This is a genomic window from Streptomyces javensis (assembly GCF_039525925.1).
Taxonomy (GTDB): domain Bacteria; phylum Actinomycetota; class Actinomycetes; order Streptomycetales; family Streptomycetaceae; genus Streptomyces; species Streptomyces asiaticus.
Genome location: NZ_BAAAIF010000062.1, coordinates 37,045 through 63,338 on the forward strand (window position 1 = coordinate 37,045; position 26,294 = coordinate 63,338).

15 protein-coding genes and 1 pseudogene are annotated in these 26,294 nt (G+C 70.5%); 8 read left to right on the plus strand and 8 right to left on the minus strand.

The annotated features are described in order from the left end of the window. Positions 1 to 151 precede the first annotated feature (151 nt). Positions 152 to 1,207: pseudogene (locus ABD329_RS36785) on the plus strand (pectate lyase family protein); the annotation flags it as partial. Between the two features lie 25 nt (positions 1,208 to 1,232). Here the strand turns inward: ABD329_RS36785 and ABD329_RS36790 are convergent. Continuing rightward, positions 1,233 to 2,435, minus strand: a complete 1,203-nt coding sequence (locus ABD329_RS36790) for an FAD-dependent monooxygenase (protein ID WP_198280364.1) — start codon at positions 2,433 to 2,435, stop codon at positions 1,233 to 1,235. 153 nt (positions 2,436 to 2,588) lie between these two features. On the opposite strand from ABD329_RS36790, the gene ABD329_RS36795 reads away from it, so the two are divergent. Continuing rightward, on the plus strand, positions 2,589 to 3,104 hold the full coding sequence (locus tag ABD329_RS36795; protein ID WP_246618921.1) for a MarR family winged helix-turn-helix transcriptional regulator: 516 nt from the start codon (positions 2,589 to 2,591) through the stop codon (positions 3,102 to 3,104). Positions 3,105 to 3,156: 52 nt separating this feature from the next. Here the strand turns inward: ABD329_RS36795 and ABD329_RS36800 are convergent, their stop codons facing one another. From ABD329_RS36800 to ABD329_RS36820, 5 genes are all read right to left on the minus strand, one after another. Next, on the minus strand, positions 3,157 to 3,630 hold the full coding sequence (locus tag ABD329_RS36800) for an SRPBCC domain-containing protein (RefSeq protein ID WP_198280360.1): 474 nt from the start codon (positions 3,628 to 3,630) through the stop codon (positions 3,157 to 3,159). 165 nt (positions 3,631 to 3,795) lie between these two features. Further along, positions 3,796 to 4,542: a succinate dehydrogenase/fumarate reductase iron-sulfur subunit gene (locus ABD329_RS36805; protein ID WP_086886482.1), complete on the minus strand. Its 747-nt coding sequence runs from the start codon at positions 4,540 to 4,542 to the stop codon at positions 3,796 to 3,798. Further along, a complete protein-coding gene (locus ABD329_RS36810; RefSeq protein WP_198280359.1) occupies positions 4,539 to 6,506 on the minus strand; it encodes a fumarate reductase/succinate dehydrogenase flavoprotein subunit in 1,968 nt (655 codons plus the stop codon). The genes ABD329_RS36805 and ABD329_RS36810 overlap by 4 nt, the downstream gene beginning before the upstream one ends. Positions 6,507 to 6,508: 2 nt before the next feature. Continuing rightward, the gene (locus tag ABD329_RS36815) at positions 6,509 to 7,237 is read right to left on the minus strand and encodes a succinate dehydrogenase (protein ID WP_246618920.1); all 729 of its coding nucleotides are present in this window, start codon (positions 7,235 to 7,237) and stop codon (positions 6,509 to 6,511) included. A 135-nt stretch (positions 7,238 to 7,372) separates the two neighbouring features. Further along, positions 7,373 to 7,954: a TetR/AcrR family transcriptional regulator gene (locus tag ABD329_RS36820; RefSeq protein ID WP_198280358.1), complete on the minus strand. Its 582-nt coding sequence runs from the start codon at positions 7,952 to 7,954 to the stop codon at positions 7,373 to 7,375. A 226-nt stretch (positions 7,955 to 8,180) separates the two neighbouring features. On the opposite strand from ABD329_RS36820, the gene ABD329_RS36825 reads away from it, so the two are divergent. The 3 genes from ABD329_RS36825 (at position 8,181) to ABD329_RS36835 (ending at position 14,193) form a co-directional block, all read left to right on the plus strand. After that, positions 8,181 to 10,013 carry a flavin-containing monooxygenase gene (locus ABD329_RS36825; RefSeq protein ID WP_344317497.1) on the plus strand — a complete coding sequence of 611 codons (1,833 nt, stop codon included), beginning with the start codon at positions 8,181 to 8,183 and terminating at the stop codon, positions 10,011 to 10,013. 35 nt (positions 10,014 to 10,048) lie between these two features. Beyond that, positions 10,049 to 11,656, plus strand: coding sequence for an NHL repeat-containing protein (locus ABD329_RS36830; RefSeq protein ID WP_198280672.1), 1,608 nt, complete (start codon positions 10,049 to 10,051; stop codon positions 11,654 to 11,656). 131 nt (positions 11,657 to 11,787) lie between these two features. Then, positions 11,788 to 14,193, plus strand: coding sequence for an Orn/Lys/Arg family decarboxylase (locus tag ABD329_RS36835; protein WP_198280671.1), 2,406 nt, complete (start codon positions 11,788 to 11,790; stop codon positions 14,191 to 14,193). A gap of 61 nt (positions 14,194 to 14,254) precedes the next feature. Here ABD329_RS36835 and ABD329_RS36840 read toward each other — a convergent pair whose 3' ends face one another. Beyond that, on the minus strand, positions 14,255 to 15,217 hold the full coding sequence (locus ABD329_RS36840; protein WP_198280670.1) for a zinc-dependent alcohol dehydrogenase: 963 nt from the start codon (positions 15,215 to 15,217) through the stop codon (positions 14,255 to 14,257). Positions 15,218 to 15,450: 233 nt separating this feature from the next. Here ABD329_RS36840 and ABD329_RS36845 point away from each other — a divergent pair, with 233 nt between their 5' ends. Both ABD329_RS36845 and ABD329_RS36850 read left to right on the plus strand, forming a co-directional pair. Continuing rightward, on the plus strand, positions 15,451 to 16,080 hold the full coding sequence (locus tag ABD329_RS36845) for a malonic semialdehyde reductase (protein ID WP_198282505.1): 630 nt from the start codon (positions 15,451 to 15,453) through the stop codon (positions 16,078 to 16,080). A gap of 604 nt (positions 16,081 to 16,684) precedes the next feature. After that, on the plus strand, positions 16,685 to 19,576 hold the full coding sequence (locus tag ABD329_RS36850) for a helix-turn-helix transcriptional regulator (RefSeq protein WP_344317498.1): 2,892 nt from the start codon (positions 16,685 to 16,687) through the stop codon (positions 19,574 to 19,576). Between the two features lie 17 nt (positions 19,577 to 19,593). Here the strand turns inward: ABD329_RS36850 and mhpA are convergent, their stop codons facing one another. Beyond that, complete coding sequence (gene mhpA / locus ABD329_RS36855; RefSeq protein ID WP_309142869.1) at positions 19,594 to 21,144, minus strand: bifunctional 3-(3-hydroxy-phenyl)propionate/3-hydroxycinnamic acid hydroxylase MhpA; 1,551 nt, start codon at positions 21,142 to 21,144, stop codon at positions 19,594 to 19,596. A gap of 250 nt (positions 21,145 to 21,394) precedes the next feature. Here mhpA and ABD329_RS36860 point away from each other — a divergent pair. Beyond that, on the plus strand, positions 21,395 to 26,294 hold a 4,900-nt coding region (locus ABD329_RS36860; protein ID WP_344317499.1), incomplete at its 3' end, for a beta-ketoacyl synthase N-terminal-like domain-containing protein.

The following is a 26,294-nucleotide window of genomic DNA, read 5'->3' on the forward strand; positions in this document are numbered from 1 at the left end:
GCGCTTGCTGCCGGAGTCTGTCAGCGCGTCGTGGCGTGGGCAAGACGGGGTGGGAATCCGCCACAGGACGATCGGCCGCCCCGGCAACCTCCTGGTGTGCGGTGGCGACAGTCGCACGGCAGGAGTCGTCGAGCAGTGGGAGTGAGGGGCCATGGAAGCCGAACGTCGAGGGGTGGGGCGCGGCGGGCGCCGTGTGCTCGGGGTGGCCGTCGGGGCGCTGGCCTTGGCCGGTGCGGTCGCCCTGCCGGGGCAGGGGGCGTTCGCCGAGGGCGGGCGGGGACCGGCCGCCGCGTCCTGGAAAGCCGATGTCGCCGACGGTTTCGCGTCGGTCGACGCGCTGGGGCAGAACGGTACGTACGGGGGCCGGGACGGCCGTACGGTCACCGTGCGCACGCTGGCCGATCTCGAGAAGTACGCGACCGCGCCCGAGCCGTACGTCATCGTCGTGGCCGCGGCGATCACCATGGAGCCCAAGGGCAAGGAGATCAAGGTCGCCTCGGACAAGACGATCGTGGGCTCGGGCACGTCGGGCCAGATCGTGGGCGGTGGCTTCTTCCTGGGCCAGGGCGTGCACAACGTCATCATCAGGAACCTGACGATCCGCGACTCCTACGAGGGCACCTGGAACGACAAGGAGCACGACTGGGACGCCATCCAGATGGACGGCGCCCACCATGTGTGGATCGATCACAACGATCTGCGGCATATGGCCGACGGGCTGATCGACAGCCGTAAGGACACCACCTACCTCACGGTGTCCTGGAACCGGTTGCAGCAGAACAACAAGAGCTTCGGAATCGGCTGGACGGAGAACACCACGGCCGACATCACGATCCACCACAACTGGTTCCGCGAGAGCGAGCAGCGCAACCCGTCCGCCGACAACATCGCCCACGCGCATCTGTACAACAACTACCTTCAGGACGACCCCGGCACGGACATCGACTCCTCCTACGGCAACTACGCCCGGGGGAACACCAGGATGGTGCTGGAGAACAGCTACTTCCAGGGCTTCAGGAACCCCGTCATCAAGGACGGCACCGCCACCCTGGTCCAGCGCGGCAACGTCTTCGTGAACACCTCCGGCCGCAACGAGAGCGGCGGCACCGCGTTCGACCCGAAGGCGTACTACTCCTACTCCCTCGACCCCGCCGACCGGGTGCCGTCCATCGTGAGCTCCGGCTCGGGCCCCGGCTCGGCCATCGGCGCCGCCGGCTGACGCGGCGCCGTCCTCACGGGGCGTCGTGGCCGTCGTAGCCGGGGAGGGTCAGCGCCGAATGCGCCTCCCGGCCGGCGCTGTTGAGCACGGCGGAGGGCTCGCGCAGCGCCTTGTTGCGGTGGGCCAGGTCCTCGGCGGTGCGAGGGGACAAGCCGGCGCTTCCTTCGCCGGCGAGGGCCTGGTTCCTCTCCACGAACGACCGCAGGGTGCGCTCGTATCCCTCGAAGGCGTCGTCGTGGTGGGCGTGCGCGGCCAGTTCACCGGCGAGGACGTACGCGCCGACCAGCGCCAGACTCGAACCCTGGCCGGAGAAGAACGACGGCGCGTGGGCGGCGTCGCCGACCAGCGCGACCCGGCCCGTGGACCACCGTGGCATATGGATCTGGCTGACCACGTCGAAGAAGAGGTCGTCGCTGTCGTGCATGGCGGCGACCATGCGCGGGACCTCCCAGCCGTATCCGGAGAACACCCCGGCCACGAGGCCGCGCTGGGCGGCGGGGTCGCGGAAGGCGTCGAAGGGCGGCTCGGGACGCAGGAAGGTGAGGAAGGCGTGCACCCGGTCGTCGTCGCGGGGTGCGTAGAGGACGGCGGTCCGGCCCGGGACGTTCCAGGTGAGCCCCTCGTGCGCGAGCCCCAGATGGTTGGGCATGGTGAATCCGGCGAAGCAGTGGTCGAGGTAGCGGTGGTAGCCCTCCTCGGGGCCGAAGGCCAGGCTCCTGGTGAGCGAGTGGATGCCATCGGCGCCGATGACCAGGTCGAAGGTGCGCCGGGCGCCGCCGCGGAAGGTCACGTCCACTCCGCCGTCGTGGTCGTGGAGGGTGGCGATGGAGTCGTTGAAGAGGATCTCGACGTCGTCCCGGATGGCGCCGTAGAGGATCTCGGCCAGCTCTTCGCGCGGGATTTCGAGGTCATGGCCTTCCTCACCGCCGGAGATGGCCTCGGGCCGGATGGCCGCTATCGGATCGCCCTGCTCATCGAGGAAGGAGATCCGGCGGATGCCGACGTGGGCGTCCCGGAGCCGGGGGAGCACCCCCATCCGCCGGACGACCTCGACGGCGGTGCCGCGGATGTCGATGGGGTAGCCGCCACCGCGCAGTGCGGCCGCCTTCTCGACGAGGGTGACCGCGCAGCCGTACCGGCGGAGCCAGTAGGCCAGCGCGGGACCGGCGATGCTCGCGCCGGAGACCAGGACCGTACGCCCCGGCGTGATGTTCATGGCGCCCATGGGCGCTCCTCTCCGGCCCTCCCACGGGGAGGGCGCGATCGCATACCTAACTCAGGTATCCTTTTTCATGACGTGAGAAGCCCCGGAGGTTCGGGGTCGATGAGAAGACTATATACCTAACTTAGGTAGATGTGGGGGCCGGACATGACCGCCGAGGAACCGGAGGCCGGGCATCAGGGCGGCGGTGGTGCACACGACCTGCTGGCCATGCTGCCCCGTCTGACGCAGCTCAACGGCGCCGTGAACCGGGGCCGGGTGACCGAGCGCGCCATGGAGGCCGCCGGTGTGTCCGTGGACCGCCCCGCGATGTCGGTGCTGGTCGCCCTGCACGTGGCGGGCACCCCACTGCGCGTGGGGGAGATCGCCACGCGGATGCAGGTGGTCGGGCCCCATGTCACCCGGCAGATCAACGAGTTGGCGCGGCGGGGGCTGGTGCGCCGGGTCACCGATCCGGACGATCAGCGCGCCCGGCTCATCGAGCCGACCGCCGAGGGGGCCGCCGCGACCGACCGCTATATGCGGACCGTCCTCGGCTGGTTCAGCGACGCCCTGGCCGGCTGGAGCCCCGAGGACCGCGAGGTCTTCGGCCGCCTGCTCGGGCGCTTCATGGACGACCTCACCGCCCATCTGAACTCCTTCGACGACGATCAGACCGGCTGAGCGGACCCCCTTCGGCGCCCGGGACGGGGACCGGAGGGGGCCGCCGGATCGCTCAGCGCGGAGCTCGGCCCGTCTCGACCAGCTCGGCCAGCTTGTCCAGGGCCATGCGCTGCCCCAGCTCGTTGTCGGCGGCCGGTACGGCGTCGGGGACCCCCTCGTGCAGGAGGTGGACGTCGGTGCCGCCGCCCGCCGCGTCGGTGAGCGTGGTCGTCATCGTCATCGTGGAGCGCAGGGCGAGGTCCGCGGTCTCGAACTCGAGGACCTCGACCACCTGCTCATCCGGCACCAGCCGGGTGAAGCGGCCGTGGTAGGTGTCCGTACGGCCGCCCGACTTGCCGGCGCTCGCCGGGTCGTCGTAGACGAGGGAGATGCGGAAGGCGCCCCCTTCGCGGGGGTCGAACTCATGCACCCGGCTGGTCATGCCCTCGGGCACCCGCCAGGCCGCGACGGCGCTCGCGTCGAGGAGCGCGCGGTAGACGGCGGAGCGCGGGGCGTTCACCCGCCGGGAGAGTCGCGTGGTGTACATGCGCTCAACCTAGCGGCCCGGTGGCGGGAATGTGACCCGGTGACACCGGAGCCATCGAGCCGGATGTGCCGGCGGCGGCGGAGGTCTAGCGTCCGGAAAGACCTCCGCCGCCTGGACACCCCATCCACGGAGCGTTGTCGAGGGGTGCCGTCCTGGGGGAGTGGGTCAGCGCTTGACCTTGCGGGTCGCCCGCAGCCACTCCTTGTTCATCGCGGTGATGGAGAACAGCGGGATGCCCTTGGGGCAGGCCGTGGCGCACTCACCGGTGAGGGTGCAGCCGCCGAAGCCCTCGGCGTCCATCTGGGCCACCATGTCCAGCACCCGGGTCTCCCGCTCCGGAGATCCCTGGGGCAGCACATTGAGGTGGTTGACCTTGGCCGAGGTGAACAGCATCGCCGCGCCGTTGGGGCAGGCCGCCACGCAGGCGCCGCAGCCGATGCACTCGGCGTGCTCGAACGCGTAGTCCGCGTCCGCCTTGGGCACCGGAGTGGCGTGTGCCTCCGGTGCGGCCCCGGTCGGGGCGGTGATGTAGCCACCGGCCTGGATCACCCGGTCGAACGCGGAGCGGTCCACCACCAGGTCCTTGATGACCGGAAAGGCGGAGGCGCGCCACGGCTCGATGTCGATGGTGTCGCCGTCCTGGAAGGACCGCATATGGAGCTGGCAGGTGGTGGTGCGCTCCGGACCGTGGGCGTCACCGTTGATCACCAGGCTGCACGCACCGCAGATGCCCTCACGGCAGTCGTGGTCGAAGGCCACCGGCTCATCGCCCTTGACGATGAGCTCCTCGTTGAGGACGTCGAGCATTTCCAGGAAGGACATGTCCTGGGAGACGCCGTCGAGCTCGTAGGTGGCCATGGCACCGGGGGTGTCGGGGTTCTTCTGGCGCCAGACGCGCAGGGTGAGCTTCATGCGTAGCTCCGCTGAGTGGGGTGGACGTAGTCGAAGGTCAGCTGCTCCTTGTGGAGCACGGGGGCGGCGCCGGTGTCGGTGAACTCCCAGGCCGCGGCGTAGGAGAACTCCTCGTCCCGGCGGGCCGCCTCGCCGTCGGGGGTCTGGGACTCCTCGCGGAAGTGGCCGCCGCAGGACTCGGCCCGGTGCAGGGCGTCCAGGCACATCAGCTCGGCCAGCTCCAGATAGTCCACGATCCGGTTGGCCTTCTCCAGCGACTGGTTGAACTCCTCGCCGGTGCCCGGCACCTTGATCCGCCGCCAGAACTCCTCGCGGATCTGCGGGATGCGGTCCAGTGCCTTGCGCAGCCCCTCGTCGGTGCGGGCCATCCCGCAGAACTCCCAGACCAGCTCGCCGATCTCGCGGTGGAAGGAGTCGGGGGTGCGGTCGCCGTCCACGGCCAGCAGCCTGGCCAGCCGGTCCTCGGTCTCGCGCACGGCCTCGACGGCCGCCGGGTGCGAGGCGTCGACCTCGTCCTTGTGCGGGTTGCGGGCCAGATAGTCGTTGATGGTCGACGGCAGGACGAAGTAGCCGTCGGCCAGGCCCTGCATCAGCGCGGAGGCGCCGAGCCGGTTGGCACCGTGGTCGGAGAAGTTGGCCTCGCCGATCGCGAACAGCCCCGGCACGGTGGTCTGGAGGTCGTAGTCGACCCACAGCCCGCCCATCGTGTAGTGGATCGCGGGGTAGATGCGCATCGGGACCTCGTACGGGTTCTCCGCCGTGATCCGCTCGTACATGTCGAAGAGGTTGCCGTACTTCTCCTCGACCGCCTTGCGCCCCATCCGGGCGATGGCGTCGGCGAAGTCCAGATACACGCCCTGGCCACCGGGGCCGACGCCACGGCCCTCGTCGCAGACGTTCTTCGCGGCGCGGGAGGCGATGTCACGCGGCACCAGATTGCCGAACGACGGATAGATCCGCTCCAGGTAGTAGTCGCGCTCGTCCTCGGGGATCTCGGCCGCCGGACGGGTGTCGCCCTTCGCCTTGGGCACCCAGATCCGGCCGTCGTTGCGCAGCGACTCGCTCATCAGGGTCAGCTTCGACTGGTGGTCGCCGGAGCGCGGGATGCAGGTCGGGTGGATCTGGGTGAAACAGGGGTTGGCGAAGTACGCGCCGCGCCGGTGCGCCCGCCAGACGGCGGTCGCGTTGGAGTTCATGGCGTTCGTCGACAGATAGAAGACGTTGCCGTAGCCGCCGCTGGCCAGCACCACCGCGTCGGCGAAGTACGTGGAGATCCTGCCGGTCACCAGATCGCGGGCGACGATGCCGCGCGCCCGCCCGTCGACCACGATCAGGTCCAGCATCTCGGTGCGGGCGTGCATCTCCACGTTGCCCGCCGCGATCTGGCGGGACAGCGCCTGGTAGGCGCCGAGCAGCAGCTGCTGGCCCGTCTGGCCGCGGGCGTAGAAGGTGCGGGAGACCTGCACACCGCCGAAGGAGCGGGTGTCCAGCAGACCGCCGTACTCCCGGGCGAAGGGCACGCCCTGGGCCACACACTGGTCGATGATCTCCACCGAGATCTGGGCCAGGCGGTGGACATTGGACTCGCGGGCGCGGAAGTCGCCGCCCTTGACGGTGTCGAAGAACAGCCGATGGATCGAGTCGCCGTCGTTGCGGTAGTTCTTGGCCGCGTTGATCCCGCCCTGGGCGGCGATGGAGTGGGCCCGGCGCGGCGAGTCCTGGTAGCAGAACTGGACCACGTGGTAGCCCTGCTCGGCCAGGGTGGCGCCGGCGGCGCCACCGGCCAGCCCGGTGCCCACCACGATGATGGTGTGCTTGCGGCGGTTGGCGGGGTTGACCAGCTTGGCCTCGAAGCGGCGGGTGTCCCAGCGCTCGTTGACCGGCCCGGAGGGGGCCTGCTCGTCCTGGATCGGCTCGCCGACGGTGTACTCGGTGTAATCGCGGTACTCGCTGTACGAGGTCATGGTCAGCTCACCACTCCGGTCATGACACCGACGGGTATGGAGATGAACCCGGCGGTGAGAACGATGGCCAGGGCGTTGGCGATGGCCTTGAGGGCACGGTCACGGGTGTGGTTGCCCGCGCCGAGGGTCTGCGCGGCGCTCCAGAAGCCGTGCCGGACGTGCATGCCCATGGCCAGCATCGCCACGATGTAGATGACGTTCCCGTACCAGGTGGAGAAGGTGTCCACCACGTTCTGGTACGGATGGCCCTCCTGGAATCCGCCGGAGTGCGTGGTGCCGGTGGTGAGGTCCAGGATGTGCCAGACGATGAACAGGCCAAGGATCACCCCGCCCCAGCGCATGGTCCGGGTGGCATAGCTCATCCGTGGCTTGGTGTGGACGTACTTCTGCGGGCGGGCCTTGATGTCGCGCCGACTCAGCTGGTAGGCGGACACGGCGTGCAGGACCACCGAGGTCAGGAGAACGAGCCGGGCGATCCACAGGCCCCACTGGTGGTGCAGAACGGGGGCTCCCATGACACGCAGCCAGTGTCCGTAGGCGTTGAACTCCCCGGGGCCGAAGAAGATCTTCATGTTCCCGAGCAGGTGGGCGCAGAGGTAGCCGATCATGATCAGACCGGTCACGCCCATGACGATCTTCTTGCCGAGGGTCGATTGCCAGAAACCGAGCGCCATGGACGGCCGCCGCTCCGCCCGCGTCGGACGCTGCTCCGGCCGCGTTGTCAATGCCATGAACACGACGGTAGAGCGGGGCGGGTCAAAAGGGCCAAGATATGATTCTGATCATCTCGATAGACGATGCCTATCGAAGGCCGCTAAGATCCGGCCACGCTTGCCTTTGTCGCCCGCGCGGCCAGGGAAAACCGGTCAGCGGAAACCCTCGCGGGTGATGGCGAGCGCCTGCCGGAGGAGGTCCACGACGTCGCGCTCGCGCCGCTCGAGAGCCGTCTGTCCGACGACGCGGAAGGCGGCGAGGAGGGTCGCGGCGAGGACCTGGGCCCGCAGGGAGGTGTCCGGTCCGGCGGGGAGGCGCTCCTCGACGGCCACGGCGAGATCGCGTTCGGCGGCTGCGTAGGTGGCGACCAGCTCGGGCAGCAGCGCCGGGTGCAGGCGCAGGGTCCGGTAGCGCTCCTCCTGCTCCGGGTCGGCCGCGAACTCGGTGGAGTGCTGCTCGGCGGCGCCGATGACCGCCTTCATCAGGGATTCCCGCGCCGGGCGGGTGCGGATGAGTTCGACCAGCCGGACCGTGCGCGCCCGGTCGTGGTGCAGCAGCGCCTGCTCCTTGCTGGCGAAGTAGTTCGAGAAGGTGCGCCGGGAGACGGTGGCGGCGTCGGCGATGGCCTCCACCGTGAGGGTCTCGACGCCGTGTTCGGCGGCGAGGAGCACGGCGGCGTCGTGGAGTGACTGGCGGGTCGCCGCCTTCTTGCGCTCACGCAGACCGGTATTCATCGCCGCTGAGCATACGGGAGAAGGCCGATTCTTTCCCGTTGGGCAATCTTGCGCACTGGGAACGTTTCTGTGAGGCTGAGCCCGCGCCGCCGATCAGTCGCCGTCGCCGGACGGTCAGCCGCCCGACCGCTCGGCCGCCGGTCAATGCCACCCCGGATGGCATCCGAGCTCCGGACGGCATCCGAGCCCCGCACACCTTCCGACGCCAGAGGCCCGAGGACCCCCTATGCCCACCCCCCACCGCCCGCCCACCGCCGCCGCCACCACCTCCATGGACACCGAGGAGCTGGGATTCGACCCGGACGCCCTGCGGGCGAAGTACCGGGCCGAGCGCGACCGCCGGATCCGCCCCGACGGCAACAAGCAATACCGGCGCATGGACGGGGAGTTCGGCTCGTACGCCCAGGACCCGTATGTGGAGCCGGGGTTCACCCGGGAGCCGCTGCGCGACCGGGTCGAGGTGCTGATCATCGGGGGTGGCTTCGGCGGTCTGCTCGCCGGCGCGCGGCTGCGGCAGGCCGGTGTGCGGGAGATCCGGGTGATCGAGCAGGGCGGGGACTTCGGCGGGACCTGGTACTGGAACCGCTATCCGGGTGTCCAGTGCGACATCGAGTCCTACGTCTACATGCCCCTGCTCGAGGAGGTCGGCTACGTACCGCGGTGGCGCTACGCGCCCGGCGAGGAGATCAGACAGCACGCACGGGCGATCGGACGCCACTTCGACCTCTACCGCGATGTCCGCTTCCAGACCCAGGTGACCGAACTCCACTGGGACGACACCGAGTTGGCCTGGACCGTGCACACCGACCGGGACGACCGCATCCGGGCGCGCTATGTGGTCATCTCCAGCGGAACACTCAGCCGGGCCAAGCTCCCCGGCATCCCCGGGATCGAGACCTTCCAGGGGCATACGTTCCACACGAGCCGCTGGGACTACGACTACACCGGCGGCGACGCGAGCGGTGGTCTGCGCAAACTGGCCGACAAGCGCGTGGCCCTCATCGGCACCGGCGCGACCGCCATCCAGGCGGTGCCACATCTGGGGCGCGACGCCGAGCGGTTGTACGTGTTCCAGCGCACGCCGTCCTCCGTCGACGTACGCGGCAACCGCCCCACCGATGAGGGGTGGGCCGCGTCGCTCACACCCGGCTGGCAGCGGCGCCGCAGGGACAACTTCCTCGCCGTCGTCACCGGTGGCCGGGTGGACGAGGACCTGGTGGACGACGGCTGGACGAGCACCGCGCGGTTGCAGCAGAAGCTCATCCCGACCGACAGCTACGCGGACCTCCCGCCCGAGGAGCGCGAACGCCTCTACGAACTCGCCGACTTCCAGAAGATGAACGGGATCCGCGACCGGGTGGACTCCATCGTCGAGAACACGGCGACGGCCGAGGCCCTCAAGCCCTGGTACCGCTACATGTGCAAGCGCCCCACGTTCAGCGACACCTATCTGGACACCTTCAACCGGCCCAATGTCACGCTGGTGGACACCGCCGACCACGGGGGTGTCGAGCGCATCACCGAGAAGGCGGTCGTGGTCGGCGGGACCGAGTACGAGGTCGACTGCGTCATCTTCGCCACCGGCTTCGAGGTCGGCGTCTCCGGAGTCACCTCCGGACTCCTCCCGGTGCACGGCCGGGGCGGTGTCACCCTGACCGAAGCCTGGAGCGGCGGCCCGAAGACACTGCACGGCTTCTACAGCCACGGCTTCCCCAACCTCTTCCAGCTCGGCCCGCTACAGAACGCCAGCTCCGTCAACTATGTGCACATCCTCGATGAGCAGGCCATTCATGTCGCCGAGGTGCTCGCGGAGGCGCGCGAGCGCGGGGCCCGCTATGTCGAGCCGACCGCCGAGGCCGAGTCGGCGTGGCGCGCCACCATCCGGGAGAAGGCGGCGGACCTGTACGCCTTCCATGCCGAGTGCACCCCCGGCTACTACAACAACGAGGGCATGCCGAGGGAGCGCAGCCAGTCCTTCGGCGACGGGCCCATCGCCTTCCACGAACTGCTCAGGCGATGGCGCGCGGAGGGCGGCATGGACGACGTCCTGGTCCCCTGACACCGATGTGTGCGACTTACGTACGAGGAGCGACGATGAACCCCAGCCGGTTCGACGACACCGGCCGTACGCGGGCCACGAGCGACCGCCTGGAGGTGCGACGACTCACCCGGGCGAACCGGCTGTGGGGTTCCAACGGCGTCACCTTCGGCCCCGACGGGCGGCTGTACGTGGCGCAGTTCCTCGCCGGGCAGATCAGCGCCGTGGACCCGGCCTCGGGTGACATCGAGGTGGTGGTGCCGCTCGACGGCCCGGTGGAGGCCCCGGACGACCTGGCCTTCGGGGCGGACGGCTCGATGTACATCGCCGATCTGACCCCCGGCCGGGTGTGGCGGCGCGGCTCCGGGGGCGAGTACACGCTCGTCTCCGACCAGGTGTCGGTGCCCAACGGCATCACCTGCGTCGGCGACCGCCTCTTCGTCAACGAGATGAAGATGAACGGCCGTCTGATGGAGCTGTTCCCGGACGGCGGCGACCCGGCGGTGCTGACCGACGGCCTGGCCCTGGGCAACGCGATGCAACTCGGCCCGGACGGCTGTCTGTACTACCCGCAGATGATGCGGAACCAGGTCTGGCGGATCCCGCCGGATGGCGGGGTGCCCGAGCTGGTGGCCGAGGAGGTGGACGACCCGGTCGCGGTGCGGTTCGACCGGGGTGGCGTCCTCGTCGTCCTGTCCCGTGGCAGGGCCGGGCTGGTGACCCGTATCGATCTGGGCACCGGGGCCCGGTCGGTCGTCGCCACCGGTGTCGTGGGGCTGGACAACGCCGCGTTCGACCACGAGAACCGCATGTTCGTGTCCAGCTTCGCCAGTGGCGGGATCGCGGAGGTGCACACCGACGGCCGGACCCGGGTGGTGGTCCCGCAGGGGTTCGACGGGCCCTTCGGCATCACGGTCGACCTCGGTGGCACGGTGTACGCGGCTGACCACTTCCGGCTGGCGAGCCCCGATGCCACCGGCCATGACGGGCAGGAGCCCGGTGTCGTCACCCATGAGCTGATGTACGCCGTGCACAACGTCACCGCCGACGACGGGCTGTTGCACCTCACCTCACAACTCGGCGATGTACGCACCCACGACCCCGTGAGCATGACCATGCGGACGCGGGCGACCGGGCTGGACCAGCCCACCGGAATCGCCGTCGCACCGGACGGCGCCCTCGTGGTCGCCGAGACCGGTGCCGGTCGCATCCTGCGCATCGATGGGACCGACACGGTCGGTGTGCTCGCCGAGGGGCTCGACCACCCCCTGGACATCGCCTTCGACGGCCAAGGGCGCTGCTATGTCAGCGACGACCGGCGCGGTGCGGTGCTCCGGCTGGAGGGCGGCGAGGCGGTGGTCGTGGCGGACGGGCTCGGCGAACCACAGGGCTTGGCCGTGCGTGGCGACGAGTTGTTCACGGTGGAGGTCGCGCACCGGCGGCTGTGGGCGATCTCCCTCACCACGGGCGGGAGCAGGATCGACGCCGAGGATCTGGCGGTCGGCCTGCCGCCCGGGATCACCCGCACCGAACCCGAGCCGATCCCCGGAGTCCCCGGCCGCCCACGCCAGTTCGCCGGGCTCGCCGTCGCACCGGACGGGGCCCTCCTCGTCTCGGCCAACGGAGAGGGGAGTGTGCTGCGTCTGGACGCGCCTGCCGAGTGAGCCGCCCTGGCTCCAGGATCCCATCTGGGGCGAATTTCCCTCCTTCGTGTGGTCTTCCAGGTGCATGCCCCCATGTGCTGGTCTGTTCCTGAACACTGGACGGACAGGGGAGGCACGTCGAGGAGGGGGATATGGCGGGCGACACGGTGCTGTTCGCGGTGCGGGAGCACCCCGGGGACGACACGGTCGGAGCGGAGCAACTGCGGAGGATCCGCAAGGAGCTGGAAGCAGGCGGGTTCGCGGTGCGGTGGGCCGGCACCGGCGCCGACGCCCGGACGGTGTTGCGCACCGAGGCCGGTCTGGCGGCCGTGCTGGTGGACTGGGGGCTCGGCTCAGGCGGCGCACCGGGTGGCGCCGCCGTGCTGCGCCAGGCCGGCCGGCGGTTCCAGAATCTGCCGGTCTTCCTGATCGCGGCCGATGAGAGCCTTGAGGAACTGCCGCTGTGGGTGTCGGAGACCGTGGTCGGCTATGTGTGGCCCACGGAGGACACCGCCGCCTTCATCGCCGGGCGGATCTCCAGCGCCGCCCGCACCTACCGCGAGGCCGTTCTGCCGCCGTTCTTCAAGGCGCTGCGCCGCTTCGACGATACGCATGAGTACTCCTGGCACACCCCGGCCCACTCCGGAGGTGTCGCCTTTCTGAAGTCACCGGTGGGCCGCGCCTTCCACGACTACTTCGGGGAGCGGCTCTTCCGCAGCGATCTGTCGATCTCGGTCGAGGCGCTCGGTTCGCTGTTCGAGCACACGGGCCCGATCGGCGACGCGGAGCGGAACGCCGCGCGGGTCTTCGGCGCCGACCTCACCTACTTCGTCCTCCATGGCGACTCCACCTGTGACCGCCTGGTAGGCCACTTCAGCGTCACCCGGGACGAGATCGCCCTGGTGGACCGGAACTGCCACAAGTCCGTGCTGCACGGCCTGGTCGTCTCCGGCGCCCGGCCGGTCTACCTGATCCCCACCCGCAATGGCTACGGACTGTCCGGGCCGCTGCCTCCGGATGAGATCCAGGCGGGCACGGTGGCCGCGAGGATCGCGGAAAACCCGCTGACGCGGGGCGCGCTCTCCACCGAGGCGCAGTACGCGGTCTTCACCAACTCCACCTATGACGGGCTGTGTTACGACGCCGTGCAGACCGCCCGAGGCCTCGCGGCCAGCACGCCACGGGTCCACTTCGACGAGGCATGGTTCGCCTACGCCCGTTTCCACCCCCTCTATGTCGGGCGCTATGGAATGTCGGTGGGGCCCGACACCTTCCCCGGGCCGGACCGGCCCACCGTCTTCGCCACCCAGTCCACCCATAAGCTGCTGGCCGCGCTGTCGCAGAGCGCCATGGTGCACATCAGGCCCACGCCCCGGGCCCCGGTGGAGCACGAGCGGTTCAACGAGGCGTTCATGATGCACGGCACCACCTCGCCGCTGTATCCGATGATCGCCTCCCTGGATGTCGCCACCGCGATGATGGACGGGCCACAGGGCCACTGGCTGATCGACGAGGCGGTGGCCGAGGCGGTCCGGTTCCGTCAGTCGGTGGTGCGGATCGGGCGCCGTATCGAGGCCGCCGGGGACCGCCCCGCCTGGTTCTTCGGGATCTGGCAGCCGGAGACGGTGACCGATCCGGCCAGCGGTGAGCGGCTGCCCTTCGACGAGGCCCCGGCCGAGCTGCTGCGCACGGACCCCTCGTGCTGGGAGCTGGAGCCGGATGCCGAGTGGCACGGCTTCCCGGGGCTCAGCCGGGGCTACTGCATGCTCGATCCGCTCAAGGTCACCGTGACCTGTCCCGGGATCGACGCAAGCGGCCGGATGGCCGATTGGGGCATCCCCGCCCGGGTCCTCACCTCCTATCTGGCGACTCGGCAGGTGGTGGTCGAGAAGACGGACAGCTACACCACTCTGGTCCTGTTCTCCATGGGCATCACCAAGGGCAAATGGGGGACGCTGCTGGACGCGCTGATGGACTTCAAGGCCCGCTACGACGAGGACGCGCCGCTGGACCGCGTCCTGCCCGAACTGGTCGCCGCGTACCCCGGCCGCTACACCGGCCTGACCCTGCGTGAGCTGTGTCAGGAGATGCATGACCAGCTGCGCGAGGTGAGCCTGGTCCAGCTGCTGGACACCGCCTTCCAGGAGCTGCCGGAGCCGGTCGTCCCGCCACAGCTGTGCTACCAGCGACTCATCCGCGGCGGCACGGAGCGGGTGCGGCTTTCCGCGGCGGCGGGGCGGGTGGCCGCGGCCATGGTCACCGTCACTCCACCCGGTATCCCGGTGCTGATGCCCGGCGAGGGCATCGGCACGCCCGACGGGCCACTGCTGCGCTATCTGACCGCCTTGGAGACATTCGACCGGCGCTTCCCCGGATTCCGCAGCGAGACCCATGGCGTGACGCTCGACCCGGAAACCGGCGACTACCTGATCGAGTGTCTGTGCCGGGGCGAGGAGGTTCCCAGAGCGGCCCTGGGCGATGCGCGCGAACTCGCCGTCCCGGCTCCGGCCGCGGCTCCGACGACGGCTGCGACCGCGGCCCCGGCGGAGCGCCCCTGAATACGTCGGCCGCGCCCGCCGCCGGGTCGGCCGCCGCCGGGTCGCCCGCCGATCGGGCGCCTCAGGACAGGTCGACCCACACCTTTCCCGACGCGGTGTACGCCGCGGTGAATGCCTCCTGGACGTCGTCGAGAGGGTAACCGTCGCTGACCACCGCGCCGAGCCGGGGTGGGGTCGGGGACTCCAGGGCGCTGACAGTCCGTGCGAAGTCCACCGGATGGTCGTAGATCATGCTGCCGATGAGGGTGATCTGGCCCGCCACCAGATCGCGCGGCGAGATCCCGAGCGGGGCGGTGTCCATCCCGATCAGCACGGCGGTGCCGTGTTTGGCGAGCCGTCGTAGCCCCTCCTCGACGACACCGGGGGCGCCGGAGGTCTCGAAGAGACAGGGGAGCCCGTCCGCGTCCGGTGGCAGGGGCGTCGCGCCGAGGGAGCACGCGCGGTCGAGCCGGGCCTCGTTGGGTTCCTGGACGAACACCGTCACACCGTGGTCGACCAGCGCCTGGCACAGCAGCAGACCCTGGGAACCGGCCCCGATCACCAGACAGCTCTGCCCCGATGCGATGCCCGACCGCCGCATCGCCGCCCGTGCCACCGTCGCGGGTTCCACACAGACCAGGTCCTCGAGGGGCAGCTGTGCGGCGACCGGCCAGACGAACGTGGCCGGAGCGACCACGTAGTCACTCAGCAGACCCGGGACGGTCAGTCCCACGGCGGCCCGGCCCGCACAGGCCGACGTCCGCCCGGCGCGGCAGGGTTGGCACGTCAGACAGCAGTAGTCCGGTTCGATGACCACGTCCTGGCCGATGCGCAGCCCGCTGACCTCACGGCCCAGCTCGACGATCCGCCCCGTCCCCTCGTGGCCCAGGATCCAGGGCAGGCTCGGTGGCCGCCGGTGCCCCCTGTGCACCGCGAGATCGGAGCCGCACAGCCCCGTGCCCCGCATGCGGATCAGCACATCTCCCGGACCGCAGGACGGCTCCGGCACGGACACCACGGACAGCGCGCCGGGCTCGGTCAGCACGGCGGCCCTCAAGGGAACGCCTGCTTTCCTATGGGACGCGCCGTCGGCATCATGCCAAGAGCGTGCCACACATGATCCGCGCGGCGGTAGACCACACCACCCGCCCCACACCACCCGCCCACACCGCCGGCCCGCGCGACCGGCCCACCTGACCGAGTCCCCGGCCACCGCACACCTCGTACGCGTACGCTGTGGGCGCAATCGCTCTACCTGAGTAAGGAGTTGGAACGGCCATGTCGGACAGCACCCTGGCCCCCGATATCGATCAGGCCTTGTACGCACTCTCACCCGAGGGGCGGAAACTTCTCTTCACCGAGGCCAAGACGGCCTATGACTTCAGCGACAAGCCGGTGGGCGACGACCGTCTGCGCGCCATCTACGAACTCTTCAAATGGGCGCCGACGTCGGCGAATATCAATCCGCTGCGCATTCTGTACATACGCACCGAGGAAGGAAAGCAGCGGCTGCTGCCCGGGGTGGCGCAGCCCAATCAGGAGCAGACCGCCTCGGCCCCGGTCACCGCGGTGCTGGCCGCGGACACCCGTTACCCGGAGTATGTGCCGTTCCTCGCGCCGTCCAACCCGCAGTTACAGCAGATGCTGGAGGCCAACCAGGAACTGCGCGAGTCCCACATGGACTTCAACGCGGTACTCCAGGCGGGCTACTTCGTACTGGCCGTCCGCGCGTCGGGGCTGGCGGCCGGGCCGATGAAGGGATTCAACGCCGAGGCGGTGGACAAGGAGTTCTTCCCCGATGGCCGGTGGCGGTCGCTCCTGTTGGTCAACATCGGCTACCCGAGCCCCGAAGCCTTCCGGGACCGGCTTCCGCGCCCCTCGTACGAGCAGGCGGTACAGCTGGTCTGACACCAGCGGAGTGATGTGAGGCGCCCACCTCCATGGGATCAGGCCACCTCAGCCAGGGTGACCTGATCCCCCTTCGCGCCGGGCGGGGAAGCCGTCGCGCATGTCGGTCCCGCCCAGCGGCGGTACGCCGACCCCCGGTACGCGGAACCCATCAGGCACCGTCGACTTTCGGCCCCATCACCAACCCCCACCCCTCGCCCACACCGCCCGTACGGTGCCTTCCCACGGCGACGAGGGCCGCGTAGCATCGGCCGAAAAGCGCGGCGTGATCGTTTCGTGATATACAACTCACTCGCTTGACAGCGCGGTGCGCCGGGACCTACGCATAGGACCCGAGAGTGCCCCCTACCCGGTGCATGCCGCCCCCTACTCGGTGCATGTCAACAGCCACCACACGCTGTTCGCATGCTGTTGAAACACAAGACTCCGGCCGGCTCGCGTCTTTCCCTCATCCATTTCTCTCCCCTGGCGGTAGGCCACGGGCATCAAGGGTGGGCAACGCACCTGTGCCGCTGAGGAGTTCTGCCTGCTCGTCATGCGCTTTCGCGCGGGCACGCCCCTGAGCGGCCGCGCGGATGGAGGAATGTCAGAAAGCGGGATGCCTGTGAGCTTGTTGGAATGCCACGATTCCACGGTTGGCGCCGGTCGGTCGGCGATCGGTTTCCGTAAGGACCGGAAGGGCCAGGAGGACCGGGAAAACGAGGGGGACCGCGCGTCCGGCGGGGCGCTCCCCGATCTGGTCGAGCGCGATGACATCCTGGCCGGCCTGGGCCGGCTGCTCGCCGACGCCACGAGGGGCAAGGGGCAACTGGCCGTCGTGGACGGGCCGCTGGGAAGCGGCAAGAGCAGGCTGCTGCACGAGTTCCTCGAATCCCTCGAACCGGGCGGCGCCCGCGTGCTGCGGGCCACCGCCTCGCTCCGCGAGCACCTTCTGCCGTTCGGCGCGGTGACCCAGCTCTTCCACGGCATGACGATTCCGCCGCCCAGCCGGGACCGGGTGCGCGCCCTGCTCGCCTCGGCGGTCGAACACACGGTCACCGACGGGCGGTTAGCCGGGGGCGGCTGGGAGGCACAGGTCGTCGACGTCTTCCAGAAGCTCACCATGGAGCTGACCCATCTGGCCGAGACCACCCCCTTGGTGATCTGCGTCGACAACGCCCACTACCTGGACCCGCCCTCGCTGCACTTCCTCGCCGGCCTCGTCCCGTGGCTGCATTCCGCCCGCATCCTGGTGCTCCTCACCGATGACCACACCCTGCGGTGGCCGCGGTCGCCCCTGCTGGCCGGGCTGCTCTCGCAGAGCCCGAACGCCCACCGGATCGACGTGCGGCCGCTGAGCCGCAGCGGGGTCGACGCACTGGCCGTCCGACTGCTCGGCCCGCACACCGCCCCTCCCCGGCTCACCGCGGAGCTCCACCGCGTCAGCGGCGGCAACCCGCTGGCCGTGCAGGCGCTGATCATCGATCAGCAGGCGGGCGGTGCCTGCTATCCCGAGGGCTACGGACGGGCGCTGCTCGAGCTCGTGGCGCACTCCCGGCCGTCCATGCTGTCCGTGCTGCGCGCCCTCGCCGTGCTCGGCGGTGCGGCGCCGGTGGCGGACGTGGCCCGGCTGGCCAGGGTGGATGCCACGGTGACCGGCTGGGCCCTGCACGCCCTGGTCAGCGCCGGACTGCTCACCAAGGGCCAGGCGTTCCGCCATCCGGTGGCCGCCACCGCCGTGCTGGAAGACATGCCCGCGGACCGCCGGGCCGCCCTGCACCGGGCGGCCGCCGAGCTGCTGCACGAGGCCGGGGCGCCCGCGCTGACGGTGGCCGGGCAGCTGCTGAGCGCCGGGGATCCCGGTGCCGACTGCGCCACCGAGGTGCTGATCACGGCCTCGGACGAGGCGCTGGCGACCGGCGATGTGAGCACCGCGCTCAGCTGCTTGGACCTCGCCCAGCGCACCCGGGCCGACGACCCCACCGCGGCACGCATCCGCGCCCGGCTCAGCAGGCTGGAATGGCAGCTGAAACCGCAGGTCGCCGTCCGTCATCTCCGCCCCCAGCTACGCGACTTCACCGCCGGCCACCTGGACCGCCGGGAGATCTCCGAACTGGTGCTGGGCCTGGCCAAGGCCGGTGCGCTCGATGAGCTGACCGCCCTGCTGGACGCCCTGCGCACCCGCGCCCACCGGGGCGCCGGCTCCGGCACCGAGGACATCCGCCCCCTGACGAACTGGGCGGCGATGGCGTACCCCCTCCACACCGGGCTGCGGAAGCTCGCCCACTCGGTGGCCGCCGCCACCCCGGAGGCGACCCCCTGCCACGACCCATGGCTGCCCTCGGCGGTCACCCTGGCCGACGATCTGACCCGCGGACGCGACGACCAGCTGACACACCGCGCCGAACTGCTGCTGCGCACCTTCCACCTCGACCACGGCTCGCTGTGGAACGCCGAGTCCGGAGCGCTCGCCCTGCGCGCGCTGCTGTACGCGGGCCGCCCGGACGAGGTCGTGGCCTGGTGCGAGAAGCTCGAGACCGAGGCCGCCGCCCACCAGGCGCTCGCCTGGCAGGGGAAGTTCCTCGCCATCCGCGCCGAGGCCCATATGCGGCAGGGGCACCTGATCTCCGCGCACGACCTGGCGGCCCGCGCCATGGCCCTCGTACCGCCCCAGGGCTGGGGAGTCGGCCTGGCCGGGGTGCTGGGCTGCGCCATCCTGGCCGCCACCCGCTCCGGCAGGCTGGAGCAGGCCGAGAAGTATGTAGCACAGCCGATCCCCGAGCAGGCCCTGCACAGCCGCCACGGCGCGCACTATCTGCACGCCCGGGGCCACTACCGGCTGGCCACCCACCATCCCCAGGCCGCGCTCGCGGACTTCCTGGCCTGCGGCAGATTCGCCGAGACCTGGCAGCCGCCAGGCGCCGACGTGGTCCCGTGGCGCACCAGCGCGGCCGAGGCATGGCTGGCACAGGGCGACCAGGACCAGGCCAAACGACTGGTGCGGGAGCAGATGGCCCGGCTGCTGCCGGGCCCGTCCCGGGCCCGCGGGTTGTCACTGCGCACGCTGGCGGCGGTCAGCCGGGTCACCCGCCGCCCGCAACTCCTCACCGAGGCCGTCGACATGCTCAAGGACAGCGGCGACGACTACGAGCTGGCCCGTGCGCTGATCGACCTCAGCACCGCCTTCAAGGACACCGGCGACCAGCGCAACGCCCGCCGGGTGGCCCATCGCGCCTGGCACCTGGCGAAGCAGACCGGCGCCGAGCACCTGTGCCGGGAAGCCGCGCTCGACCCCATCGACCCCGAGGCCGCGATGTCCGCGGACCAGCGCCAGGACGGGCTGTCCGCGCTCACCACACAGGAGCGGAGGATCGCGCTACTGGCGGCCAAGGGCTACACCAACCGCGAGATCGCCGCCAAGCTCTACATCACCGCCAGCACGGTCGAGCAACACCTCACCCGGGTGTTCCGTAAAGTCAACGTCAAGCGGCGGCAGGATCTGCCGCACTTCCTCTAGCCTTCCTCTCATTCCGGTCACTTCAACAGCCCGGACCTGAACCCGCCGACCAACGCGGTGAGTTCACGGGAGGTGCGGGCCGCGCCGTAGATGTGGTGGTCCGGGCGCACCAGCAGGAACCGTGCCCGCGCCGCCCTCATCAGCGGCAGATACACGTCGTCCACGTCGATGGCGGCACCCGGTGCCGCCTCGGCGCCCTCCGCCACCATGTGCACCACACGCGTACCGAGCCCGGTGAGGAAGGTGAGCTCGGACTCCTCCAACGCCACGGCCGGATCCGCCGACCCCAGCAGCACCGGACCGGTGCCCACCACCTCGTCGAACAGCCCGGTCACGCCCTCGTGGCGCACCCGCCCCTGGGGCATCACCTCCCCGGCCGGTGGCACCGGCGCCGTACCGATGCCGGTGTACAGCAGCCCGGTCCGCAGCGGTGGACCCGCGACGCCGTGCTGCCCGCCCCGGCCGGTGTCGGCGCCGCCCGCGAGCAGCGAGGCGTCCCGGCTCGCGGCGGTGGCGGCGTCGGTCACACACAGCACTCTGCCCAGCCTTACCGCGGTGTCGATGGCCTCCCGCACATGGTCGACGCGCTCACGCGGATAGGTGTCCAGCAGCCCCTCACCGGCGGCGCCCCGCAGCACCAGATCCAGCTTCCAGGACAGATTGAGCACATCCCGGATGCCCGCGCACATGCCCTGGCCCGTGAACGGCGGCATCAGATGGGCGGCGTCCCCGGCCAGCAGCACCCGCCCCCGCCGCCACTCGTCCGCCCACGCGGCCTGGAAGCTGTAGACCGTGTGCCGGTGCAGGGTGGCGTTCTCCGGGGTGACATCGAAGCGCTCCAGCAGCCGCCAGGCCGTCTCCGCCCGGTTCAGCTCGGCCACGCTCTCCCCGGGCAGCCGCATGAACTCCCAGCGCCGGCGCCCCGGTCCACTGCCCACGGCCGTCGTCGGCCGGGCCGGATCGCAGTGCTGCACATTGAGCGGGGAGAACACCCGCGGCTCGTGGAGCACCACATCGCACAGCAGCCAGTCGAAGGAGAAGCCGAGATCCGTCCGGCGCACCCCGATGTGGTCGCGCACAAAGCTGTTCGCCCCGTCGCACCCGACCACCCAGGAGGCGCCGCACTGCAACCGCCCGCCCGCCGTGTCCGTCGCCGTGAGCTCCACCCCGGTGCCGCTGTCCACCAGGCCCGTCGCCTCGTAACCGCGCAGTACCCGCAGGTTGGGCAGCCGCTCGGCGCGGGCGCACAGCACCGACTCCAGCGCGGGCTGGTGCATCGTGGTCGTCTCCGGCCAGCCGTGCACACCCCGCTCGGCGAGCTCGACCCGGAGCAGGGACCTGCCCTGGGCGTTGCGCCAGTCGTAGGCGTCGGCCGGCAGACCGATCTCCGGATACGAACCGCTCACCCCCAGCGACGCCAGGGTCCTGGCCGTCTCACCGTCGAAGCTGGTCGCCCGCGGCAGGGTGTACGGCTTCTCCCACCGCTCCACGACCAGCACCCGCCACCCCCGGCCGGCCAGCAGGATGGACAGCACCTGACCGATGGGTCCGTAGCCAACTATGAGCACATCCGCTTCCGGCGTGTCCGGCCCCCGTCCAGAGCCCGCAGAGCACATCCTCTCCTCCCTCCTCCGGTGCGGCGAAGCTATCAGCGGAGGCCGAACGGACCGGGACAAAGGGGGTTTGCTGATCACGAAGTAAGGGGGGATGAGGGGGGTGAATCAGGGGATTCTCCTAGTTTTCCGGTGTGAAGCTGGAATGGGTGAAGCCGCTGACGCGTCACCTTGGAACCCTGACCGCAGGGAGGGTAGAGGTGGCATGCTGCGCACCGAACTGATCCGCCCGATCCAGGACCTCCTCAACCAACAGAGCCGCCGTTTCGGCACCAAGACCGCTTACGCCGACGCCCGGCGCGCCATCAGCTACGCCGAGCTGGAGGCGCGCACCCGCCGGCTCGCCGGCCATCTGGCCGGGCTGAGCCTGCTGCCGGGCGACCGCGTGGCCATGTACCTCGGCAACCGCGTCGAGATGGTGGAGAGCTACTTCGCCGTCGTCCGGGCCGGGGGGATCGGCGTCCCGGTCAATCCGCATGTCTCCCAGGCCGAACTGGACCACCTGCTCACCGCCAGCGGCAGTCAGGTCGTCATCACGGACTCCACCCACCTGCCGCTGCTGCGCCGGCCGCGCCCCGGGGCGAGCCCACTGACCGTGCTGGTGGTGGGGGAGGACCCGGTCCCCGCGGGCAGCCTGTCCTACGAGCGGTTCGCCACCACCGAGCCGGACACACCGGCCCGCGACGACCACGGCCTCGACGACATCGCCTGGATGCTCTTCACCTCCGGCACCACCAGCAAGCCCAAGGGCGTGCTCGCCACCCAGCGCAACTGCCTCTGGTCGGTCGCCGCGTCGTACGTACCCGCGCTCGGCCTCACCGCCGAGGACCGTGTGCTCTGGCCGCTGCCCCTGTTCCACAGCCTCTCCCACATCGTGTGCGTGCTGGCCGTGACGGCGGTCGGAGCGACCGCCCGGATCACCGACGGACACTCCGCCGAGGACGTGCTGGAGCTGTGGGGCCAGGAGCGCTCCACGGTCATCGCGGGCGTCCCCACGCTGTACCACTACCTCGTCCGCGCCTCCAAGGCCCCCGGATTCACCGCCCCTGACCTGCGGGTGGGCCTGGTCGGCGGCGCCGTGACCACGGCGGCGCTGCGACGCTCGGTCGAGGACGCCTTCGGGGCCCCGCTCATCGACGCGTACGGCAGCACCGAGACCTCCGGCTCGATCGCCATCAACTGGCCCACCGGGGCCAGGGTCGAGGGCTCCTGCGGACTCCCCGTCCCCGGCCTCGCCCTGCGGGTGGTCGACCACCGCACCGGCCTGGACGTGCCCGACGGGACCGAGGGCGAGGTGTGGGTCCGCGGCCCGAACATCATGGCGGGCTACCACAACCAGCCCGAAGCCACCGCCGAGGCGCTGCGCGACGGCTGGTTCCACACCGGCGACCTCGCCCGCCGTGACCGGGACGGCTATCTGACGGTCACCGGGCGGCTCAAGGAACTCATCATCCGCGCCGGGGAGAACATCCACCCCGTCGAGGTGGAGGACGTCCTGCGGATGGCGCCCGGCGTGGCCGACGCCGCCGTGGTCGGGAAGCCGCACGACGTCTTCGGCGAAGTCCCGGTGGCCTTCGTCGTCCCCGCGCCAGGCGGTTTCGACCCGGCCCAGGCGCTCGCCCTGTGCCGGGAGCGGCTCTCGTACTTCAAGGTGCCCGAGGAGCTGTACGAGATCGAGCGGATCCCGCGCACCGCGACCGGCAAGGTCACCCGGCACCGGCTGCTGGACGGCCCGGCACGGCTGCGTGCGGTGGGCAACGCCTACCATGACGCGCTCTTCCGTACGAGGTGGGTCCCGCAACCATCCGCTCCTCAGCCCCGGCCCGGCCGTTGGGCGCTGCTCGGACGGCAGGCCCCCGGGCTCGACGGATTGCTGGGGACCTCGGGCGGCACCGAGTTGGGCGAGTACGTCGACACGGCCGACCTGAGAGCGGCGGTGGCCGCCGGAAGTCCTCCGCCCGACGTGGCCCTGCTGTCGGCCCCCACGGACCCCACCGAAGGTGTCCTGAGGGACGTCCAGACGTGGCTGGCCTCCGCCGAGCTGTCCGATGCCCGGCTGGTGGTGGCCACGCGAAGCGCCGTGGCGACGACCACGGGCGAGGACGTGCCGAACCCGGAACAGGCCGCGCTGTGGGGGCTGATGCGCTCCCTGCAAGCCGCTCATCCCGGCCGCATAGCCGTCGTCGACCTCGACGAGCCGGGTGACGAGGCGTGTGCGGCTGGGCTGTTGGCGGCGGTGGCCTCGGGCGAGCCCCAGAGCGCGGTGCGCTCGGGCGTCGTACTGCTGCCACGGCTTGAACGCGTGGCCCTGGACATGGGCCCGGGCACGGGTCCGGATGGCGAGCGGGACGCGTCCGTGGCCATCGACCTCCGTGGCACCGCGGTCGTCACCGGAGTGGACACCCGGCGCGGCGCCGCGATCGCCCGGCATCTGGTGACCGGTTACGGCGTCCGCCGACTGCTGATGATCGCCCCGCCCGGGCAGGGCGGCCTGGCCAACGAGCTGTGTACCCGGCTCACCGATGCCGGAGCCGATGTCCGACTGGTCGAATGCGAGCTGGACAACCGCACCAAGCTGAGGCGTGCGCTGGCCAAGGCCACCGGCCCCTTGAGCGTGGTCGTGCTCGCCTGGGAGGCCGTGGACGAGCCGTCGGACGGGCGCGTGGCCGCCGAGGCCAGGACGCTGTACGAGCTCACCCGGAACGCCGACCCCGCCGCGTTCGTGCTGTCCTCCTCGACCAAGGGGGTGCTGGGCGCGGCGGGGGAGACCACCGAGGCAGCCTCCGCCGCCTTCCTCGACGCCTACGCCCAGCATCTGCGTGTGCGAGGGGTGCCGGCTCAGTCCATCGCCTGGGGGCCGTGGGAGGGGGAGACCGGCGAGACGGCCGGCGTCCTGAGCTCTCGGGAGGCACTCGCGGCGCTGGACGCCGCACTGGCCGTGGACGAGGCCCAACTCGTCGCGATGAAGCTCGACCCGACAGCCGTGCCGACCGGGACGACATCCCCACTGCTCCACGACCTGATCGACATCCCGGCGCGTACCGCCACCGTGGACGAGGCCGTCACGGTCGCCCTGCGGGAGCGGCTGATGGGCGTGCGGGAGGCCGACCGGGACCGGCTGCTCACCGATCTCGTCCGCGAACACCTCGCCGACCTGCTGGGCCTGGCCGACAAGCAGGCCATTGAGCCCGAGCGGGCCTTCACGGATTTGGGCCTGACTTCGGTCACGGTGGTGGAGCTGCGCAACCGGCTGAGCGAGGCCACGGGGCTCCGCCTGCCCGCCACCTCCGCCTTCGACCACCCCACACCGGTGGCGCTGGGGAGCCTGCTGCGCCGGGAACTGCTGGGTGGTGCGGGAGCGCCGACCGTCCCGGTTTCGGCCCCGGTTTTGGCCCCGGGTTCGGCTGTGGCTGTGGGAGCGGGGTTGGTCGATGACCCGATCGCGATCGTGGGGATGGCGTGTCGGTTGCCGGGTGGGGTCGGCTCGCCGGAGGAGTTGTGGGAGCTGGTTCTGGCCGGAGGTGAGGGGATCGGGGAGTTCCCGGCGGATCGGGGGTGGGATCTGGAGAACCTGTTCGATCCGGATCCGGATCACGCCGGGACGAGCTATGCGCGTCGGGGCGGGTTTCTGTATGACGCGGGGGAGTTCGACGCGGAGTTCTTCGGGATTTCGCCGCGCGAGGCGTTGGCGATGGATCCGCAGCAACGGTTGTTGCTGGAGACGTCATGGGAGGCGTTGGAGCGGGCCGGGATCGATCCGGTCTCGTTGCGAGGCCAGGACGTGGGCGTCTTCGCCGGGATGATGCATCAGAACTACGGAGTCGGCTCCGCCGGAGGAGCAGACGCCCCCGCCGGTCTGGAAGGCCACCTGATGACCGGCACCTCGGCGAGCGTGGTGTCGGGCCGGGTGTCGTATGTGCTGGGGTTCGAGGGTCCTGCGGTGACGGTGGACACGGCGTGTTCGTCGTCGTTGGTGGCGTTGCATTTGGCGGGGCAGGCGTTGCGGTCGGGGGAGTGCTCGATGGCGCTGGCCGGTGGGGTGACGGTGATGGCCGGACCGGACGCCTTTGTGGAGTTCTCCCGTCAGCGCGGGCTCGCTGCCGATGGGCGGTGCAAGTCGTTCGCGGCTTCGGCGGATGGCACGGGGTGGGCCGAGGGTGTGGGTGTGGTGGTTTTGGAGCGGTTGTCGGATGCGGAGCGGCTTGGGCATCGGGTGTTGGCGGTGGTGCGGGGTAGTGCGGTGAATCAGGATGGTGCGTCGAATGGTTTGACGGCGCCGAATGGTCCGTCGCAGCAGCGGGTGATTCGGCGGGCGTTGGCGGGTGCGGGGTTGGTGGCGGGCGATGTGGATGTGGTGGAGGCGCATGGGACGGGTACGGCGTTGGGTGATCCGATCGAGGCGCAGGCGCTTCTCGACACCTATGGGCAGGATCGGCCTGAGGGGCGTCCGTTGTGGTTGGGGTCGTTGAAGTCGAATATTGGTCATGCGCAGGCGGCTGCGGGTGTGGCTGGTGTGATCAAGATGGTGTTGGCGTTGCGGTATGGGGTGTTGCCGAGGACGTTGCATGTGGATGAGCCGTCGCGGCAGGTGGATTGGTCGGCGGGTGCGGTGGAGTTGCTGACGGAGGGGCGGGTGTGGCCGGAGGTGGGGCGTCCGCGTCGGGCTGGGGTGTCGGGGTTTGGGGTGAGCGGGACGAATGCTCATGTGATTTTGGAGCAGGCGCCTGAGGTGGCGGCTGCGGTGGTGCCGGAGGCTGCGGGTGGTGTGGTGCCGTTGGTGGTGTCGGGGCGTGGTGGTGCGGGGTTGCGGGGGCAGGCGGCAAGGTTGTTGGAGTACGTGCGGGCTCGTCCGGAGGTAGGAGTTGGGGCGCTGGGGGCGGCGTTGGTTTCTGGTCGGGCGGGGTTGTCGGATCGTGCGGTGGTGGTGGCGGGGGATCGGGAGGAGGCGTTGGCGGGGTTGGCGGCGGTGGTGGAGGGCAGTGGGGTGGGCAGGGCGGATGTTCGGGGGCGGGTGGTGTTTGTTTTTCCTGGTCAGGGGGCGCAGTGGGTGGGGATGGGTGCGGAGTTGTTGGAGTCGAGTGCGGTGTTTGCGGAGTGTTTGGGTG